This is a genomic window from Nocardia sp. NPDC051990 (assembly GCF_040680755.1).
Classification (GTDB): Bacteria; Actinomycetota; Actinomycetes; order Mycobacteriales; family Mycobacteriaceae; genus Nocardia.
In genome coordinates this window covers 321567-338867 of sequence record NZ_JBFAXH010000001.1, presented here as the reverse complement: position 1 = coordinate 338867, position 17301 = coordinate 321567, and the positions used below count along the sequence as shown (strand labels likewise).

Annotated in this window: 17 protein-coding genes; 10 read left to right on the top strand and 7 right to left on the bottom strand. The window is 65.0% G+C overall.

The window, feature by feature from the left end:
• The first annotated feature begins 162 nt into the window (after window positions 1–162).
• Complete coding sequence (locus AB0L63_RS01610; RefSeq protein WP_364493124.1) at window positions 163–1086, top strand: zinc-binding dehydrogenase; 924 nt, start codon at window positions 163–165, stop codon at window positions 1084–1086.
• A gap of 5 nt (window positions 1087–1091) precedes the next feature.
• On the opposite strand, the gene AB0L63_RS01605 is transcribed toward AB0L63_RS01610, so the two are convergent.
• On the bottom strand, window positions 1092–1514 hold the full coding sequence (locus tag AB0L63_RS01605) for a type II toxin-antitoxin system VapC family toxin (RefSeq protein WP_364493122.1): 423 nt from the start codon (window positions 1512–1514) through the stop codon (window positions 1092–1094).
• On the bottom strand, window positions 1511–1813 hold the full coding sequence (locus AB0L63_RS01600; protein ID WP_364493120.1) for a type II toxin-antitoxin system prevent-host-death family antitoxin: 303 nt from the start codon (window positions 1811–1813) through the stop codon (window positions 1511–1513). The genes AB0L63_RS01605 and AB0L63_RS01600 overlap by 4 nt, the downstream gene beginning before the upstream one ends.
• A 226-nt stretch (window positions 1814–2039) precedes the next feature.
• Here AB0L63_RS01600 and ychF point away from each other — a divergent pair, with 226 nt between their 5' ends.
• Window positions 2040–3119 carry a redox-regulated ATPase YchF gene (ychF, locus tag AB0L63_RS01595; protein ID WP_364493118.1) on the top strand — a complete coding sequence of 360 codons (1080 nt, stop codon included), beginning with the start codon at window positions 2040–2042 and terminating at the stop codon, window positions 3117–3119.
• 125 nt (window positions 3120–3244) lie between these two features.
• Here ychF and AB0L63_RS01590 read toward each other — a convergent pair whose 3' ends face one another.
• Complete coding sequence (locus AB0L63_RS01590) at window positions 3245–3898, bottom strand: GntR family transcriptional regulator (RefSeq protein ID WP_364493116.1); 654 nt, start codon at window positions 3896–3898, stop codon at window positions 3245–3247.
• Between the two features lie 118 nt (window positions 3899–4016).
• Here AB0L63_RS01590 and AB0L63_RS01585 point away from each other — a divergent pair, with 118 nt between their 5' ends.
• The 5 genes from AB0L63_RS01585 to AB0L63_RS01565 all read left to right on the top strand — a co-directional run bounded on the left by AB0L63_RS01585 (window position 4017) and on the right by AB0L63_RS01565 (window position 8254).
• Window positions 4017–4457, top strand: coding sequence for a nuclear transport factor 2 family protein (locus AB0L63_RS01585; protein ID WP_364493114.1), 441 nt, complete (start codon window positions 4017–4019; stop codon window positions 4455–4457).
• A gap of 61 nt (window positions 4458–4518) precedes the next feature.
• Window positions 4519–5226: an alpha/beta hydrolase gene (locus tag AB0L63_RS01580; protein WP_364493969.1), complete on the top strand. Its 708-nt coding sequence runs from the start codon at window positions 4519–4521 to the stop codon at window positions 5224–5226.
• A 745-nt stretch (window positions 5227–5971) separates the two neighbouring features.
• Window positions 5972–6955, top strand: coding sequence for an RNA polymerase subunit sigma-70 (locus tag AB0L63_RS01575; protein ID WP_364493112.1), 984 nt, complete (start codon window positions 5972–5974; stop codon window positions 6953–6955).
• An 88-nt stretch (window positions 6956–7043) separates the two neighbouring features.
• A complete protein-coding gene (locus tag AB0L63_RS01570; RefSeq protein ID WP_364493110.1) occupies window positions 7044–7565 on the top strand; it encodes a pyridoxamine 5'-phosphate oxidase family protein in 522 nt (173 codons plus the stop codon).
• Entirely contained in the window at window positions 7565–8254 is a 690-nt protein-coding gene (locus AB0L63_RS01565) for an alpha/beta hydrolase (protein WP_364493107.1), read from the top strand. Before AB0L63_RS01570 ends, AB0L63_RS01565 begins: the two co-directional genes overlap by 1 nt.
• A gap of 600 nt (window positions 8255–8854) precedes the next feature.
• Here AB0L63_RS01565 and AB0L63_RS01560 read toward each other — a convergent pair.
• On the bottom strand, window positions 8855–9721 hold the full coding sequence (locus AB0L63_RS01560) for a sterol desaturase family protein (protein ID WP_364493105.1): 867 nt from the start codon (window positions 9719–9721) through the stop codon (window positions 8855–8857).
• 144 nt (window positions 9722–9865) lie between these two features.
• Here AB0L63_RS01560 and AB0L63_RS01555 point away from each other — a divergent pair, with 144 nt between their 5' ends.
• Together AB0L63_RS01555 and AB0L63_RS01550 are read left to right on the top strand one after the other, a co-directional pair.
• Window positions 9866–10420, top strand: coding sequence for a TetR/AcrR family transcriptional regulator (locus AB0L63_RS01555; protein ID WP_364493102.1), 555 nt, complete (start codon window positions 9866–9868; stop codon window positions 10418–10420).
• 304 nt (window positions 10421–10724) lie between these two features.
• Window positions 10725–11921, top strand: a complete 1197-nt coding sequence (locus AB0L63_RS01550; RefSeq protein ID WP_364493100.1) for a glycosyltransferase — start codon at window positions 10725–10727, stop codon at window positions 11919–11921.
• Window positions 11922–12143: 222 nt separating this feature from the next.
• Here the strand turns inward: AB0L63_RS01550 and AB0L63_RS01545 are convergent, their stop codons facing one another.
• On the bottom strand, window positions 12144–12395 hold the full coding sequence (locus tag AB0L63_RS01545; RefSeq protein WP_364493098.1) for a DUF4168 domain-containing protein: 252 nt from the start codon (window positions 12393–12395) through the stop codon (window positions 12144–12146).
• Between the two features lie 256 nt (window positions 12396–12651).
• On the opposite strand from AB0L63_RS01545, the gene AB0L63_RS01540 reads away from it, so the two are divergent.
• On the top strand, window positions 12652–13944 hold the full coding sequence (locus AB0L63_RS01540) for an alpha/beta hydrolase (protein ID WP_364493095.1): 1293 nt from the start codon (window positions 12652–12654) through the stop codon (window positions 13942–13944).
• A gap of 211 nt (window positions 13945–14155) precedes the next feature.
• Here the strand turns inward: AB0L63_RS01540 and AB0L63_RS01535 are convergent, their stop codons facing one another.
• Window positions 14156–14482, bottom strand: coding sequence for a hypothetical protein (locus AB0L63_RS01535; RefSeq protein WP_364493092.1), 327 nt, complete (start codon window positions 14480–14482; stop codon window positions 14156–14158).
• An 813-nt stretch (window positions 14483–15295) separates the two neighbouring features.
• Window positions 15296–17248, bottom strand: coding sequence for a protein kinase (locus AB0L63_RS01530; protein ID WP_364493090.1), 1953 nt, complete (start codon window positions 17246–17248; stop codon window positions 15296–15298).
• Window positions 17249–17301: the final 53 nt, after the last annotated feature.

The window sequence follows — 17301 nt, the reverse complement described above, 5'->3', positions numbered from 1 at the left end:
AACTCGCCGACAGCCTGGCCAGGACGCTTTGCGTGGCCTTGGATCGAGCGCATCTCATCCCGACGGCCGCGGCGGTGAGATTTCGCACTCGGCGCCGTAAATCGGTCGGGGTTGTCGCGGCGTCGGCTACCGTTACCGCTCCTAAGGATTTTTGGAGGTGTGATGCGGCGGGTGCAATACCAGCGCAGCGGTGGTCCGGAGGTACTCGAGGTGGTGTCGGCCGAGGTGCCGGCGCCGGGCCCCGGGGAACTGTTGGTGCGGGTCGAGGCGATTGGTGTGACCCTGCCGGTGGTTCGCAAGGTGCGCGAGCCGCGGGAGCCGATCGCACTGGGTGGCGAGGTCGCGGGCGAGGTGGTCGCGGTCGGGGAGGGCGTCACCAGCTGTATGCCCGGCTACCGCGTCACCGGTCTGGTCTTCGGTCACGGCTATGCCGACTACGCGCTGCTCTCCGCCGCGATGGCCTCGCCGATTCCCGACGGCGCTTCGGCGGTCGACGCGGTCGCGCTGGTCCGCAGCGGTTTGGTCGCACTCGGTGCCCTCGATGCCGCGAATCCCAAGCCGGATGAGTCCGCCCTGATCACGGCCGCTGCCAGCGGTGTCGGCCACCTCGCTCTGCAATTGGCGCGGGTGCGCGGCGCTGCGCGCGTGGTGGCGGCCGTCTCGGACCTCGCCAAGGCCGACTTCCTCCGCGATCTCGGCGCCGACGAGGTCCTCGCCTACGACCAGGCATCCTGGGGCGAGCCCGTCGACTACGTTCTCGACGCCGTCGGCGGCGACCTCCTCACCCCGGCCATCGCGGCCGTGGCCCCTGGCGGCCGACTCGTCGCCTACAGCTCCGGCGGCGGCACCATCCAGGCCTACGACCTGCTCGTCGGCGCGAAATCGGTCATCGGCTTCCAGATGGCCCGCATCGCCCGCCACGCTCCGGACCTGTACGAACACTGGCGCCAAGAACTCTGGCAGTACTTCGCCTCCGGCCTACTCCGCCCGGTCGTCCACGCGGAATTCCCGTTGGCAGACGCCGCCGCGGCCCACGCTGTCATCGAAGCCCGGTCGAACCTCGGCAAGGTCATCCTGATTCCCTGAAGCAGTCAGCGTGCGTCGGGATGCGTAACGGGCGAGAGGGTCAGCAGATCATCGAGTCCCACGAAGTCCGACGAGTTGACGGTGAACAGCGGCAGCCCATGCGCAGACGCTATCGCCGCGATCATCAGATCGATCCTGCGCGGCTTCGGATTTCGCCCGGCGGCGAGCACCGCCGCGACGACATGGCCATAGCGGCGTGCTGCGCGAGTATCGAACGGCAGCGGCTCGAACAATGCCTCTGCGTTTTGAACTCGTTCAATTCGGCGGGCGCGCTCGGCCGGATCGGTCGTGAAGTGCGGCCCGGCGGCGAGCTCGGCCATCGTCATCGAGCTGATGACAATCTCGGCAGGCAGTTCACCCGGGTCGAGAGTATCGATGAGGATCACGACATTGGTATCGACCAAGCCTCGCTCCGGGACGGTAGTCACGAGTCGCTTCCGGGCGCGAATTCCCCACGGCGGTAGGCGCGGTCATAGGGGTCGTACAACGAGTCATCGACGAAGTCGTAGTCGTCGCTGCCTGACAGCCCGGCGAAAGCGGCGATCGCTTCTTCGCGAGGCACCGCCGTACGCCGCCGCATGGGACGGTGAGGTATCAGATCGGCAACTGCGGTGCCATCGACTGTAACGGTGTACGACTGTCCGGCTCGGACCTCGCGCAGGATTCGGCTGGCGTCGTTACGGAGTTCGCGCTGCGGGATCTCCGGCAACTCGGCGGGAATGCCCATTTTCACATTGTACCGGCAGTGGCTACGGTTGCGCTACGGCTGCGCTACGGCAATCTCGACGACCGCATGGAGTGTGATTACCGAGCTGTCGTCCTGCTCCCTCGGCCGGTGCGGAAGGCCGACGTCAGGCCGCGTAGACTCCCTACCTCGTGAGCGAGCGTGCGAGCGAACCATCCAACACAGCGTCTGAGACGTACGAGGCTGCCGAGCGAAGCGAGGTAGCCGCGTGAGTCTCACCCTCGGAATTGTCGGCCTGCCCAATGTCGGAAAGTCGACACTGTTCAATGCGCTGACCAAGAACGACGTGCTGGCCGCGAACTATCCGTTCGCGACCATCGAGCCGAACGTCGGGGTGGTTCCGCTGCCCGACCCGCGACTGGACAAGCTGGCCGAGATCTTCGGCTCTCAGCGCACCCTGCCCGCCGTCGTATCGTTCGTCGACATCGCGGGCATTGTGAAGGGCGCGTCCGAGGGCGCCGGACTCGGCAATAAATTCCTCGCCAATATCCGCGAAGCGGATGCCATCTGCCAGGTGGTGCGAGTCTTCGCCGACGATGATGTGGTGCACGTCGACGGGCGCGTCGACCCGCTTGCCGATATCGAGGTGATCGAAACCGAGCTGATCATCGCCGATATGCAGACGTTGGAAAAGGCGATCCCGCGGCTGGAGAAGGAAGCCAAGGTCAAAAAGGACCGCAAGCCGCTGCTCGACGCGGCCAAGGCCGCCCAGGAAGTTCTCGACAGCGGCAAGACCCTCTTCTCCGCGCGCGGCCAATTGGATGGCGAACTGCTGAAGGAACTTTCGCTGCTCACCACCAAGCCGTTCCTCTACGTCTTCAATGCCGACGAGTCGGTGCTCACCGACGAGGCCAAGATCGCCGAACTGAAAGCCGCTGTCGCGCCGGCCGATTCGGTCTTCCTCGACGCCAAGGTCGAAGCCGAACTCCTCGAACTCGACGACGAATCCGCCCTGGAGCTGCTCGAATCCATCGGCCAATCCGAGCCGGGCCTGCATGCCTTGGCCCGCACCGGCTTCCATACCCTGGGCCTGCAGACCTACCTCACCGCCGGTCCAAAAGAGGCCCGCGCCTGGACAATCCACCAGGGCGACACCGCCCCCAAGGCAGCCGGCGTAATTCACACCGACTTCGAACGCGGATTCATCAAGGCCGAAGTAGTCGCCTACAATGACCTCGTCGCAGCAGGCTCGATGGCCGCGGCCAAGGCCGCAGGCAAGGTCCGCATGGAAGGCAAGGACTACGTCATGGCAGATGGCGACGTAGTCGAATTCCGTTTCAACGTATAGCGTTTCGTTTCTGCGGTTCGGTCATCGGGGTCGGCTGGTAGAGACTCCGCTGAGCCCCATCTGAATCCGGGTGGGGCTCAGGTCGTTTCAGCGGCGAGACGTAGTGCGAATCCGTAGCGGGCTACTCAGAGTGCGACGGCGTCGGTGTTCGCGAGGTGTTTGCGTGCTGCGCTGGCTGCGACCTCGGGGTCGCCCTGTTCGATGGCGTCGATGATGGCGCGGTGTTCGGCGACGACCGCTTCGAGGCGGTGGGGGAGTTTGAGTGCCTCGAAACCGATGAGCCACATCGCCCCGCGCAGGCTGACCATGGTTGCGTGGGTACGCTCGAGGCCGAGGATTTCGGACTGAAGCAGGTGGAACTGCTCGTCCAGCGCCAGGAATTCCGACTCTTGGCCGCTGCTGAGGCTTTCCTGCGCGTCAACAATCGCACGTAGCCGTGCGATGTCCTCGGCCGTGGCATTGAGCGCCAGACGGCTTGCCACAAAGCCTTCGAGCAGCGAACGCAGATCGAAGATCTCCTGCCGCTCCGCTGTCGACAGCTCCCGCAGACGGAACCCGCGTTGGGATTCGACGACGATGATTCCCTCGCGGCTGAGCGTGAGAAGGGCTTCACGGACAGGCGTTCGGGACATGCCGAGAGACTCGGCCAGTTCGTTCTCCGAGTACTGCTCACCGTGGGTGAGCGAGCCATCTCTGATCGCCTGCTGAATCTGCAGATAAGCGCGCCGACCCAGCGTCGGGGGTCGTTCAACTGCCGTGATCCCACTCAGCTTCGCCATGCCTCGAGGTTACCAGAATTGTATGCGAGATTCGGTGCACTACACACTTGTATACCGAATACTAGTGTCGTAGTGTGTGCTGTGTCATAACGCATTCGGTTGGCAAAGGAGCACGCGGATGTCTTTGTCCGCTTCAGACAAATTGGCGATCATCGAGCTGTCGAACCTGCAGATGCGGTCACTCGACAACCACGATGTCGATTCCTGGCTCGGGGCATGGGTTCCCGACGGAAGGTTCGTCGCGACTTACGGCACGTTCGTCGGACACGACGCCATCAGGGAGTTCATCAACGGCCACATCGCGGCCGGCAAGGAGGACGGTGCGCGTCATCTGATGACGAACTACATCATCGCCGGCGACGGCGATACGGCGACCGCGACGTGTACGGTCACCAAACTCCAGGTCGTGGAGCCGCCTTTCATCATCGCCACGGGCATCTACACCGATGCGCTGGTGCGTACCGAGGACGGCTGGAAGTTCCAGTCGCGCCGGTTGGACATCGATCCCGGCGTATTCGCGCGGGCCGAGGCCGCGGCCGCCGCGGCCCCGCAGCAGTAGGGCGGGTCCGATGACCGAAATTGCCGCAGAAAGATGGGGAACAGCAGGTCCTCGCGTGGTCATGGTGCACGGCAGCTTGAGCTCGGCCGCAGCAGCCTTCGGTGAGCAGCGGATATTGGCAGACCGGTACCAGATCACTGCGCCGTACCGTCGCGGCTACAGCCCGAGTCCGAGCACACCGCGCATCGATCCGGATCGGGATGCGGCCGAGATCGCCGAACTGCTGGGCGATGGTGCCCATCTCGTCGGAACGTCGATGGGTGGCGTCATCGCAATGCGTGCCGCGGCGCTGGCCCCCGAGAAGGTCTGGTCACTCACGGTGATCGAGCCGCCCGCGCTGCCCAACGGCGCCGGCCGGCCTGCCGCGGACCGGCTCGCGGCGGCGCTGCGCGACTACTGGGCAGCGACCGACCCCGCCGATCTCGAGTCCTTCGCGACCGGCTTCCTCGAGGTCCTCAGCATCGACATGCGACTACCGTCACCGCTGCCGCCCCCGCTCGCGGAGGCCATCCGCAATCTGACTACCGAAAAGCCCTGGGAGACAGGCGTTCCGCTGGAGGCGCTGGCGCGGACCGCATTCCCCAAGCTGGTGGTCACCGGTGGTGGCACTCCGGGATTCGAAGATGTCGCCGACGCTCTGGCAGAGGGGTTGTCGGCGAAACGCGTTCTGTTCGAGGGCAGTCCGCACGCAGTCCAGCGTATCGGGCAGAAGTTCAACGACGAACTCGTCGCGCACCTGCAGAACGCGGAAACATCTCAGTCGACCTGACCGACGCGACCGCGGCACGCAAGCGACTCGTGTGCCGTCGGAGTCGTCATCGAGAAAGGGTGGATCGCCTTGCGTGCAGCGCTGTTTCAGGTCGCGAGCCCGTGGCGACTCGGCTACGGCGGGTCGGTGAAGCGATCGATCGCGAATCAGAGCTCTTGAGGGCCGATCTGCTGGTTATGCCCGAGCTGTGGGGCGTCGGCTACTCAGCCTTCGACGAGTACAGCCAGCGCCCACCCCGTCATGGATGGCTCCCGGTCGTCGAGGGACGCCTGCAACGATCCTGGACGACCATCTCGGACAGTCGACGTCCCTGCAATGAAGTGTGCCCCCTTCCTGTCGGGACGTCGACCCGCTGGCACAACGGCATGTTCGGAGGCGTGGCGCCCCTCGTCAGAGGTTGTTCGGCTCCCGAGCGGTGGGTGTTGTGTGGTTGCTTGTGATCTAAATTGTGTTGTGCGACAGCGCATTTGATGACTTCGCTTTGCGTAGGGAGGTATGCGGGACATAGTCGAGGTTCGGTGTCGATGGGGTCGAATTCCGTTTCAACGTATAGCGTTTCGTTTCCGCGGTTCGGTCATCGGTGTCGGCTGGTAGAGACTCCGCTGAGCCCTATCCGAATCCGGGTGGGGCTCAGTCGTTTCCTCCGCACATCAAGCTCGCCTCGGGCGTTCCGGACAGCGCGGTCAGCGGCATGAGCGTGTGGCTGGGGGCGGTTGTTGAGCTCTCTATGGGTACGGTCGGGGTTGTGGAGACTGAGAGCGTCGCGGCTGCGCACGGGGACGAGGCGGCGTTCGCGGGGTTGGCTGAGCGGTACCGCTGGGAGTTGCGGGTGCACTGCTATCGGATGTTGGGCTCGTTCGACGAGGCCGAGGACTTGGTGCAGGAGACGTTGCTGCGGGCGTGGCGCTATCGAGGGAGTTTCCAGGGCCGTTCCACGTTTCGGGCGTGGCTGTATCGGATCGCGACGAATGTGTGCCTGGACTTCCTTGACCGGCACCCACGGCAGCCGGCGGCGGGTGCGGCCGGCGGACCCGCGGAGGTGGAATGGTTGCAGCCGTTTCCGGATCGGTTGCTGGAGCCGGTGGCCGACCGGGAGGCGGAGCCGGAGACCGCGGTGGTCGCCCGGGAGACCATCGAGCTGGCGTTCCTGGTGGCGATCCAGCACTTGCCGGCTCGGCAGCGCGCGGTGTTGATCCTGCGCGACGTACTGGGCTGGTCAGCGGCGGAGACTGGTGAGTTGTTGGGGATGAGCGTGGCCGCAGTGAAGAGCGCGTTGCAGCGGGCCCGGCCTGTGCTGCGGGCGCATCTGCCGCAACGCGGCTCCGGGCAGGCTATGGTCCCGACTACGCAAGAGCGGGAGCTGCTGCGGCGTTTCATGACCGCCCACGAGCGCGCCGATATCGCGACGTTCGCGGAGCTGTTGAGCGCGGATGTGCGGCTGTCCATGCCGCCGTTGCCGTACTCCTTCGTCGGCCGGGCGGAGGTCGCCGCGTTCGCCGAGCAGGCACTGGGGCCGGGGTCGGCGCTGCATCGGGGGCAGTGGCGAGGCGTGCCGGTCTCGGCGAATCGGCAGCCGGCCATGGCCGGCTACATCCGGCGACCGGGAGACCCTTCCTATCAAGCGCAGGTGCTCAACGTGGTGCGTGTCGAGCACGGTCGGATCAGCGAGATCACCGCGTTCCGGCCTGAGGTGTTCGAGGCGTTCGGCCTGCCTGCGACCCTGTCCTGATCGGCTCTCCGATTCCTTTGCCGCACTCCGCCGGTCTCACAGGGGCACGACCGCGACCGACGCGTTCGATGACCCCAAGGAGCTGTGTGTGCACACACTGACACGTGCGGAACTGGCGGAGCTGCCGCAGGGCGATGTCCGCCTGCTGAACAGCGATCTCGCGCAGGGCCTGCTGACCTCGACCGAACTGGCGCGCATGGCGTATGTGGCTGCGGACGGCACACCGCGCGTATTCCCGATGCTGTTCCACTGGACCGGGCATGAGGTGGTCCTGTCCACATTCGTCCCCGCCCGCAAGATCGAGGCACTGCGAACCAGACCCGAAGTGGCGATCACGATCGACGCCGCCGAAACCCCACCTCGGGCGTTGCTGCTGCGCGGTCGCGCCCAGGTCACCGAGATCGACGGGATCGTGCCGGAGTACGCGCTGGCCATGCGCCGCTACGCCGGTGCGGAGCAAGGCGCAGCCATCGTTGCGTCCGTCAACGGCCCCGGGGTACGGATGGCCCGGATCGCGGTGAACCCGGCCTGGGTGGGGGTCCTCGACTTCCAGACCCGATTCCCTGGTGGCGCCACGGCAGCGGAGTTCGCGCGGCGGGGGCGGGCGTGATGACCGAGTACGTATTCGTCCCAGGGGCCGGGTCCGATTCCTGGTATCTGCACCCGCTTGCGGGAGAACTACGCGCAAGAGGCCACCGCGTGGCCACCCCCGACCTACCCTGCGACGACGACGCCGCCGGGCTGCCCGAATACGCCGACGCCGTGGCCGCAACCATCAGCGATCCCACCCGTACCGTGCTGGTCGCACACTCTTTCGGCGGGTTCACCGCGCCGCTGGTCTGCCAGCGTGTCGCGGTCCAGCGGCTGGTGCTGCTGTCCGCGATGATCCCGCTGCCAGGTGAAGCCCCCGCCGACTGGTGGCTCAACACCGGTTATGAGCACGCCCGCCGCCAGCAGGACGAACGCGACGGCCGACACCCCGACGACGAGGACGCGCTGTTCTTCCACGATGTCCCGCCCGAGTTGGCCGCCCAGGCCAGGGAACACAGCCGCCGCCAATCCACCACCCCATTCACCGAACCCTGGCCCCTGCCCGCGTGGCCAGCGACACCGACGACTTTCCTGCTCTGCCGTCATGACCGCCTCCTACCCGCCGCGTTCATGCGCCGGATCGTCGCCGAACGCCTCGGCGCGGTTCCCGACGAGATCGACGGCGGCCACATGATCGCCCTCGCCCGTCCCCGACAACTCGCGGATCAACTGGAGGCATATACCCCCACGAACTCCACACCATTGTGACGATCACGGGGTGCGATCGAGATCCTCGACGTTCCAATCAACCCCTGTCTGTTGCCGGTCGGACGCTTTGCTGTCCGGCCAGCAACACCGCTATCGACCAGCGATTGATACCCACATCGGCATGACAGGATGTTGTTTGGGGACTGGGGATCTAACGGTGGTTCCGGCCCGATTCGCTGAACGAAGTTCAGCGAAAAGGTGCTGTGATGACGACACTTGATCCGGTGACGAGGAAGCGGTTCAGGTCACCTATCGGCAGCCAGGGCTGATGGTCAGGCGCAGTCGACGTGTGGCCTATTTTCGGAGTGACCCGGAATCGTCGTCGGGTCGAGTGTCTTCTTACCGCGCGGGACTGAATACACGTGAACCTCGCACAAGAGATCTGCGGCTCGAGCAGCGTCATTGAAGGCATCCGTAGGCGAAGGAGCCGGCAAGATGGCGGATGCCGCAGTATCCGCGGTGAGGCCGATTCGTTCAGCTTCCAATTTGCGATGTTGGCTTCGGCCTCCACCTTGATCTCGGCGAACAGCTGGCCGTCGATCAGTTCTGCCTTTCGGGGTCGGCTGGGGCGGGCAACGGGCGATAGCGCAGAGTCTTCGATTATCGCGCTTCGGTCGGTTCGCGGAAGCATTGCGGTTCCCATCCGGGTGGGCCGAAAGTGTAGCCGAGCCAGTCGCGGATTCGCTTGGTGGAGCGCAGGTCTCGCCAGAGTGCGCCGAATTCGTAGTACTGCAATGTGAAGACGTTCGTGCTGTCGATGTCCTTGGTCAGGCCGTAGGTGGGGCGGAAGGTTTCGGCGCGAAAGGTGCCGAATATGCGGTCCCAGAGGATGAAGATGCCGCCGTAGTTCTTGTCCAGGTACTCCTCGTCGCTCGCGTGGTGGACCCGGTGGTGGGAGGGCGTGTTGAAGACGAATTCGAACCAGCCGGGTAGTCGGGCGATGGTTTCGGTGTGCACCCAGAACTGGTAGATCAGGTTGGCCGACCACGCGGTGAACAGCATCCATGGCGGCACGCCGAGCGCCGGTAGCGGTGTCCAGATGAGCAGTTCGAACCAGGGGTTCCATTTCTGCCGCAGAGCGGTGGCGTAGTTGAAATAGCGGCTGTTGTGATGCACCTGATGCGCGGCCCAGATCAGCCGGATTCGATGTGACATGCGGTGGTAGATGTACCAGAGGAGATCCACAGCGACCATGACCGCGATCCACGAGAGGGGGTTGTGCGGGTTCAGGTGCCAGGGCGCGTGCACGTACAGCACGGCGTAGCCGAGGATCGCCACGCATTTCGCCGCGCCGTTGATCAGCACCGACACCGAGCCCATGATCAGGCTGTTGCGGGCGTCGGTGCGGTCGTACCCCACGCGTTCCTGCCGATCGGTGCGCAGCGACCAGGCTTCGATCGCGATCGCGAGCAGAAAAAACGGGACTGCGTAGGTCACCGGTTGATTGATCTGATCCCACAGGGTCACGGCGTCATCGCCTCCACTTAGTGATATGACCGAATGGTCATATCGAATGGAAGTGACCGTAAGGTAAGTTCGCGTTTCATGTCAACGGCCGCGGGTCTGGGAACCAAGGGCATGCCGTCGGACGATCGTCGGCAAAGGATCCTGATGGCCGCGCTGCGTGAGTTCGCCGACCGCGGCTTCAGCGCGGCCTCGGTCGCCTCGGTCGCGGCGCGGGCGGGGATCTCCAAAGCGCTGGTGTTCCAGCACTTCTCGTCGAAGGATCAGCTGTACGCCGCATGCGCGATCGAGGTCGGCGAGCCGCTGCTCACCCGTCTGGAAGCCGAAATGGCCAGCGGCGCGAACCCTTCCAGCATGCCGATCCACGCACTGCGCGGCATCTTCGAAACCCTCGGCCCCGACCGCACGGCATGGCGCATCCTGCATGACCCCACCGCGCCCGACGCCGGAGCCGCCGGCCCGATCGTGCACCGCTACCGCGCGCAGATCGACCGCTTTGCCACCGACGGCGTCACTCGCTTCCTCGCGAACCTCGGCGACACCGACCACGGTGACATCGACGCGCTCATCGGGATCTGGACCTCGGCCGTGGACTCGATCATGACCTACGCCCGCGACCACCCCGCAGAGTCCGCCAATGACCTCACCGAACGCTTCACCCGCCTCATGAACGCCGTCTTCACCGTCGGGCCGATCCGATGACGCTCACTTGTCACCGGCGTACCGAGCCCTACCCGGCAAGAATGCCACCGCATCCCGCCCTTCGGGATATTCACCGGTCCACATACTGCAACCGCACTCGGGTGGTGGACGAGGTGCGCAGTTTGCAGCATCTGCTCGCGGTTCCAGGCACATTCAGGCCGAGCGAAGCCGCTCGTCACAACCGCAGCAAGCCTGGATGAGTCAGCACATCGAAGCCATCGTCACCGGTGGGGACACTTTGATCGCTGGACTTCCTATGGCTGGCTACGGTTCACGCCGGAACAAACGAATAAGGAGTGACGGCGTGCGGGTGCTTTTGTCGGCGAGCGGGACACGCGGCGATGTCGAGCCAGCTTTGGGGCTAGCGCTGCGGCTGCAGGAGCTCGGAGCCGAGGTGCGCGTATGCGCGCCACCGAACTTCGAGACGCGCTTCACCGAGCTGGGCGTGCCGCTGGTGCCGTTGGGGCCGCCGATACCAGGTTCGCATGGTGCAAAAGCCTCAATGGCGGACATGGTGGACTACGTAGACCAGTGGCCCGCAGTTCAGTTCGACACGATCCCCGCAGCAGCCGCAGGATGCGATGCGGTAATAGCAACCGGCATTTCGGAGATCGCCGCCCGGTCAGCCGCTGAGAAGCTGGGAATCCACTACCAGTACGCGAGCTACCAGCCGACCAGCCTGCCCTCGCCGCATCATCCGCCGATGCCGATGATGCCAGGCGAGCGGCCCGCGCCGGAGGCGATCGGCAACCAACTGCTGTGGGAGATCGACGCCGACGGTTGGAACGCGCAGTTCGGCGAGGCGCTGAATACCCGCCGGGCGGCGCTCGGGCTGCCACCAGTGGGCAATGTGCGCGATCATGTCGTCACCGACCGCCCGTGGTTGGCAGCGGACCCGGTTCTGGGGCCATGGCCAGAATCACCCGGTCTGAATGTCGTACAGACCGGTGCCTGGATCGTTCCCGACGAACGCCCCCTCCCCGCCGAGTTGGAGGCGTTCTTGGACGCGGGTACACCCCCGGTGTATATCGGCTTCGGCAGCATGCGGGTGCGCAACCGCATCGCCCGGGTCGCCATCGAAGCAGTCCGCGCGCACAACCGCCGTGTGCTCCTCTCTCGTGGCTGGGCCGAGTTGGCCTTGATCGACGACCTCTCCGACTGCATGGCCGTTGGCGAGGTCAATCATCAGGCGCTTTTCACCCGGGTCGCTGCCGTCATCCACCACGGCGGCGCGGGCACGACAACGACCGCCGCCCGAGCTGGCGCGCCTCAAGTGGTGGTACCCCAGATAACCGACCAGCCGTACTGGGCGCGCCGAGTGGCCGATCTCGGCATCGGCACGGCGTGCGAGGACGCTGATCCCGATCTAGCGTCATTGTCCGCCGCTCTCGACACGGCATTGACGTCCACCACCCGAGCACGTGCGAGCGTAGTGGCCGACACGATCCGCGCTGACGGTGCAACGGTGGCGGCGAAGCTGCTGATCGACGCGATCAGGTAGAGATGCTGCCGGAATGCACTATCCGCCCAACAACGTGCGGACCCAGATCGGCGATACGCGCAAGCGCGTGGGCCTGATAGAGCTGCGCGCGAACCCGCACACCTACCACGGGACCGTCGGACCACGATCGGACAACAGGACATCGACAAGGCAGCCGCCCAGCGCGGGCACGCCAATAGCGCCACGATCAGGCGTCACTACTTCCGCCGCGCCACGCTGCCACTACGCTCCGGCGGGCTGGTCGATCATGTTCTGCACTCGCTCCCACAGCGCGCCGCTGCGTTGGGTTTCGACGCCGATGGCGTCGTAGGTTTCGAGGTCGAGGCCGACGCTCTCGATGATCGCCCTGGACTGGTCAGCGAATTCGGCGGGGGCCTCGGGGCGGGCGGGGTCGTAGTGTTCGCTCAGGGCTTGGATGTCGCGGGTGGCCTTGGCGAACTGTTGCAGTTGGTCTTCGGAAAACGCGTCTGTCATGCGAGCAGACACTAGCGTGGTTAGCGGCCTGCGCGCAGCGGTAGTACTGCGGGGTGAGGAGGGTCGCTCGGCAGGGTGATGCGGTGGTGTGGTGACGGTGGCGACGATCGGTGGCATGCTGCTACGTCGCAATGTCGTCCGAGTGGTCTTGGCTGCCGCGCTGTTATCGGGTGCGGTCGCTGGATGCTCGGACCGGTCGGTGAAATCGATTGACTGGCAACCATGTTCGGAGAACGCGGAATATGACTGTGCCAGCGTGAGTGTGCCGATCGACTGGTCGCGGCCGGAGGGAGCGTCGATCGACGTGGCCGTTGTGCGAGATCAGGCCGACGAACCGGCGCACAAGGTCGGGACGTTGATCTCACTCGCGGGCGGACCGGGCACCTCGGGCGTCGACGAAATAATGCGTGGCGACAAGTTTTCGGCGGAGCTGCGGGCTCGATTCGACATCGTCGGCTTCGATCCGCGCGGTGTGCGGCGCAGTCATCCACTACAGTGCGATGCCGGACTCGCCATGACACGGCCCGGCATGGTGCCCGATACCGGGGCGAAACTCGATGAAGTGCGTTCCTACACAAGGAAACTCGCCGACACCTGCCGCCGGTACACCGGACCGCTGATCGATCATCTCGACAGTATGAGCGTTGCCCGGGATATCGAAGCGATACGCGCCGCGCTGGGCGTCGATCAGATCAGCGTGTACAGCAGGTCGTATGGGACGCTGGCGGCGCAGGCGTACGCGGAGTCGTTTCCCCAGCGGTTGCGCGCCTCGGTCTTGGACAGCGTCGACGATCACAGCCTCGACGGCGCGGCCTTCATGGCGAGCGAAGCTCGTGCGGGTGAGGACACCTTCACCGAATTCGCTTCCTGGTGTGCGCGCGACGAACAGTGCGTCCTGCACGACGCGGACGTGCGCGGAACCTACGGCGAGCTCTACGACAGGGCGGCGCGCGGCGAACTGCGCGATCCGATCGCGCCGGACAAGCCGTTGGGACCGCTGGAGTTGAGCATGAAGGTCACGCACCGACTGTATCGACCCGAATGGTCAAGGCTGGCAACCGAACTGCACGCTCTCCTGGACCAGCCGACCGGTACGCCGATCCAACCGCCGCCGCCGACATTGCGTGGCGAACCGACGCCCATGGCCGAGCTCATCGTGTGCTTCGATTGGAATTTCGACATCCACGATCAGCGTGACTGGCTGCGGCTGTGGCGCGAACAGAACGACAACGCGCCCACGCTGCGTGCCCACTTCGCTTGGGGCGCAGGCAGTATCTGCTCAGGATGGCCGTCGGAACCGGCCAACCCGCCGCATCCGCCGGCGAACCAATCGGGACCACCGATCCTGATCCTCACCTCCCGACACGACCCGGCGACGCCGAACGAATGGGCCCGCCAGGTCGCCGCGCAGACTCATCGAGCAACCCTGCTGACCTATGCGGGCTGGGGCCACGGCATCTACGACCGCACCCCGTGCACCACCAACGCGACCGACCGCTACCTCATCGACGGCACGATTCCAGCACCCGTCAGCTGTCCGGCCACCTGACGACAGCAACCGCGCCGTCCCGTCTCACCCGGCCGGATCGACAGGTATTCCGCCCAACCGTCGGGGAGCACGTGCTCAACTGCCAGGGCGAAGTGACCTCGGCAGCGCGCGCATGCGGTGGGTCGTGGGCTCGGCGATCGCGTGGGTGGTGTCGATCAACACGACCCACGCCATCGACGACGTTCGGTAGGCGACAGCGCACCGACACCGATCAGTGCGCCAACACGCACTCCGTGGCGATCTTGGTCTGGGCGGCGCGGGCCTTGTCGCCGTCGGCCTTGTCCAGTCCGAGAGTCTCCGGGTCGATCGGCTTGCCGGAGTTGTCGCCGATCATGGTTCGCAGACCATCCTGCGAAATACCTTGTTCCACGAACACTTTCGCCGCACAGTCGGCCAGCCTTTGATCCTTCAGACCCTTGTCCTGAAGGGATTTGGCGATATCGGCCTGGGTTACCGGCGCCGCCGTTTCCTTGATGCCGCCGCAGGCGGCGAGTACCGGCAGCGCGATGAGCGCAGCGGCGAGCAGGGAGATCCGCACCCGTTGTCCTCTCTGGAGCAGTCGCAAGGATCATGCCGCACGACACCTGTTGGTGGCCAGCCGCATCCGACTGACAGGTCCATGGCGGCACGCCAGCCGCGATGGACGCGCCCGATATTGCCCGCGTGCACCCAAGCCGTGCCGCTGCACTGACACCGCGAGGATGGTCCTGATCGAGCACCACTGCGGCGATCAACCACTGACGGGGTGATTCGTTGATGCCGTCACTGCTGATGAGCACGACTGTGCGGCGCCGCGGCGAGCGAACTCGGTCCGTGTGACCGCGGGCGATAGGACTGGCGAATTTCTGGGAAAGTTGAATTTGTACGCTGGTGTTCGCGGGTGTGCAACGGGGCTGGCTGCGAGTAAGATCATATTGGCCATGATCAATTTTTCTCGGCGCCGGCCAGCGTCGATCGGATGGTGTGAAAAGAGAAGTGCTCGGAGTCCGTGATGGGTTCGGAGGGCCGATAATGTTTCGTATTTCGATTTTTGTTGTAACTGCTGCCGCTGTGATCGGTGCGGTGGTGTCTCCAGTGAGTTCGTTGGCTGGTCCGGGTGATCCTGGTACGGCCTGTGAGGACAATATGGTTGTGAATACTCATGGCGAGTGTGTTGCCGTCGGGAGTGTTTGCACATTGTCGGACGGAATGGTGATCGGGACTATTGGGCTCGATGGGCGATGTGTTATTCCTGGTACGAACATTTGATCTCATCGAATTCCGCTACAGCACCTGATTTGGGTTGGGTGCAAGTGATTTGACGTGGCGGGAGTGAACCGACCCGAGCCGTAGGGGCCCGGGCCGGAGGGGTTCAACGGCCTCGGGGGTATTTGGTTACTACGGTGCCGTCGGGGTTGGCGGCTAGGTAAGCGCTGCCGTAGTCATCGGTCAGATAGACCATGACTGTTGGTTGGTTGTTGTTGAAGGTCCAGGAGGGGTCGACGATTACGTAGCGCAGGGTCGGCGTGGGGATGCCGAGGGTTTCGTCGGCGGTGCGGAATAGGTCGGGGAGGATATCCCAGTTGATCGAGCTCAGCTTCACGGTGGTTTTGTCCGAGAGTGGGCCGCCCGCGCTCTTTCGGGTGGCTGTGCCGTCGCGGAAGACGAAGAGATCGTATAGGTCGGGTTTGTTCTTGACCGGGGCGCCGACGTTGGCGTAGGTCGGGTAGAACGTTGCTTCGTTGAATTCTTTACCGCCGGAGACCTTTTCGAGCGCGGTGATGGCCTGTCGGATGCCCGTCGGGGTCAGCAGGTCGACAGGTTTGCCGCTCACGGGTGCTCTGGATGTCGGGCTTGCGGATCGGCTCGTGGCGGGGAGTTCATTGGTCGCGGGTTGATTGCTCGAGGTGGCCTGGTTGCCGGTCGAATCGGGGCGCAGGGCCACGATCGTGATCGTGGCGACGATGGCGGTGATGACTGCGGCGGCCGCCAGGCCGATGACGATCCCGCGCGAGAGTGGCTTGCGTGCAGGGGGATTCGTGTAGCTATACGGGTACGGCGCGGGCGTCCTGCTGGGTGCGGTGCCGCTGGATCCAGGGGGTACGCCGCCTGAGTCCAGCGTGATCGCGGCGCCGGGTGTTGTGAACGCACCGGGTGCACTGCCCGCGCCCGGGGTACGGAATCCGCCGGGGGTGTCGACAGCGCCCGGTGTGCCGTATATGTCGGGTGCGCCCGCTACGCCGGGCGTGCTGAATCTGCCTGGTGTGTTGCCTGTGCCCGGCGTTTCGAATGCGCCGAGTGTGCTGGCTGCGCCGGGCGTATCGAATCCGCCGGGCATGCTGAATCGGCCGGGTTCATAGACTTCGCCTGGTGTGCCGAAGCCGGGTCCATGAGCCGTGCCTGGGGCACCGAATCCGACCGGCGCATCGACCGCACTCGGCGTACCAAGCCCACCCTGCCCACCAAGAGGCCACGGACGAGCCGCATCGAACACCGTCGGCGCACCGGCAAACCCAACTGCCTGTGCGAGCATCAGATCCACCTGCTCAGCAGTCGGCCGACGGTTCGGATCAGGTACCAACAGTGCCGTCAGAACCGCAGTCAACACCCCAGCCCGCTGCGGCCGCGGAACCGCACCGGCGATGACGGCCGCCAGCGTGGCAACGGTCGACTCCCGCCGCATCGGGTGAAACCCCTCCACCGCGACATACAGCAGCAGTCCGAGCGACCACAGATCAGAGGCCGTTTGCCCCTCGCGACCGCTGAGCCGTTCCGGCGCAACATAATCCAGCGAGCCGACCACACTGCCGGTGGAGGTCAACCCGTTCATACCGTCGATCGCCGCGATACCGAAATCGGTCAGAACCGGTGAACCATCTTGGCGCAGCAGCACATTCGCCGGTTTGATGTCGCGGTGCAGCACACCCACCTGATGTGCGGCGCGGAGGGCGGCGAGAATGCCGCGGCCGAGGTGTGCCACCTGGGTAGGCGGCATCGGTCCACCCGCCAGGTGATCGGCGAGACTCTGCCCGCGAACCAGTTCCATGACGATCCACGGATGCGCTACTTCGGGTGAATCCACGATGTGGTGGATGGCAACGACATTCGGATGACCGATCCGCGCCAGCGCCCTGGCCTCCCGTAGTACCCGCTCTCGGTGCACCTCGAGTGACCTTTTCCCATCCGCCTCCGCCCGCACCTCCTTGAGCGCGACCTCACGATGCAGCGCGAGGTCATACGCACGCCACACCGTCCCCATTCCGCCGCTACCGAGCGGCTCGAGCAACTCGAAACGCCCGTCGACCACTGCCGGCTCCGAAACCACGGCGCAAGCCTATGGCATTGCCGCACCCACGCGACATGCGCGTTTCAGACGGG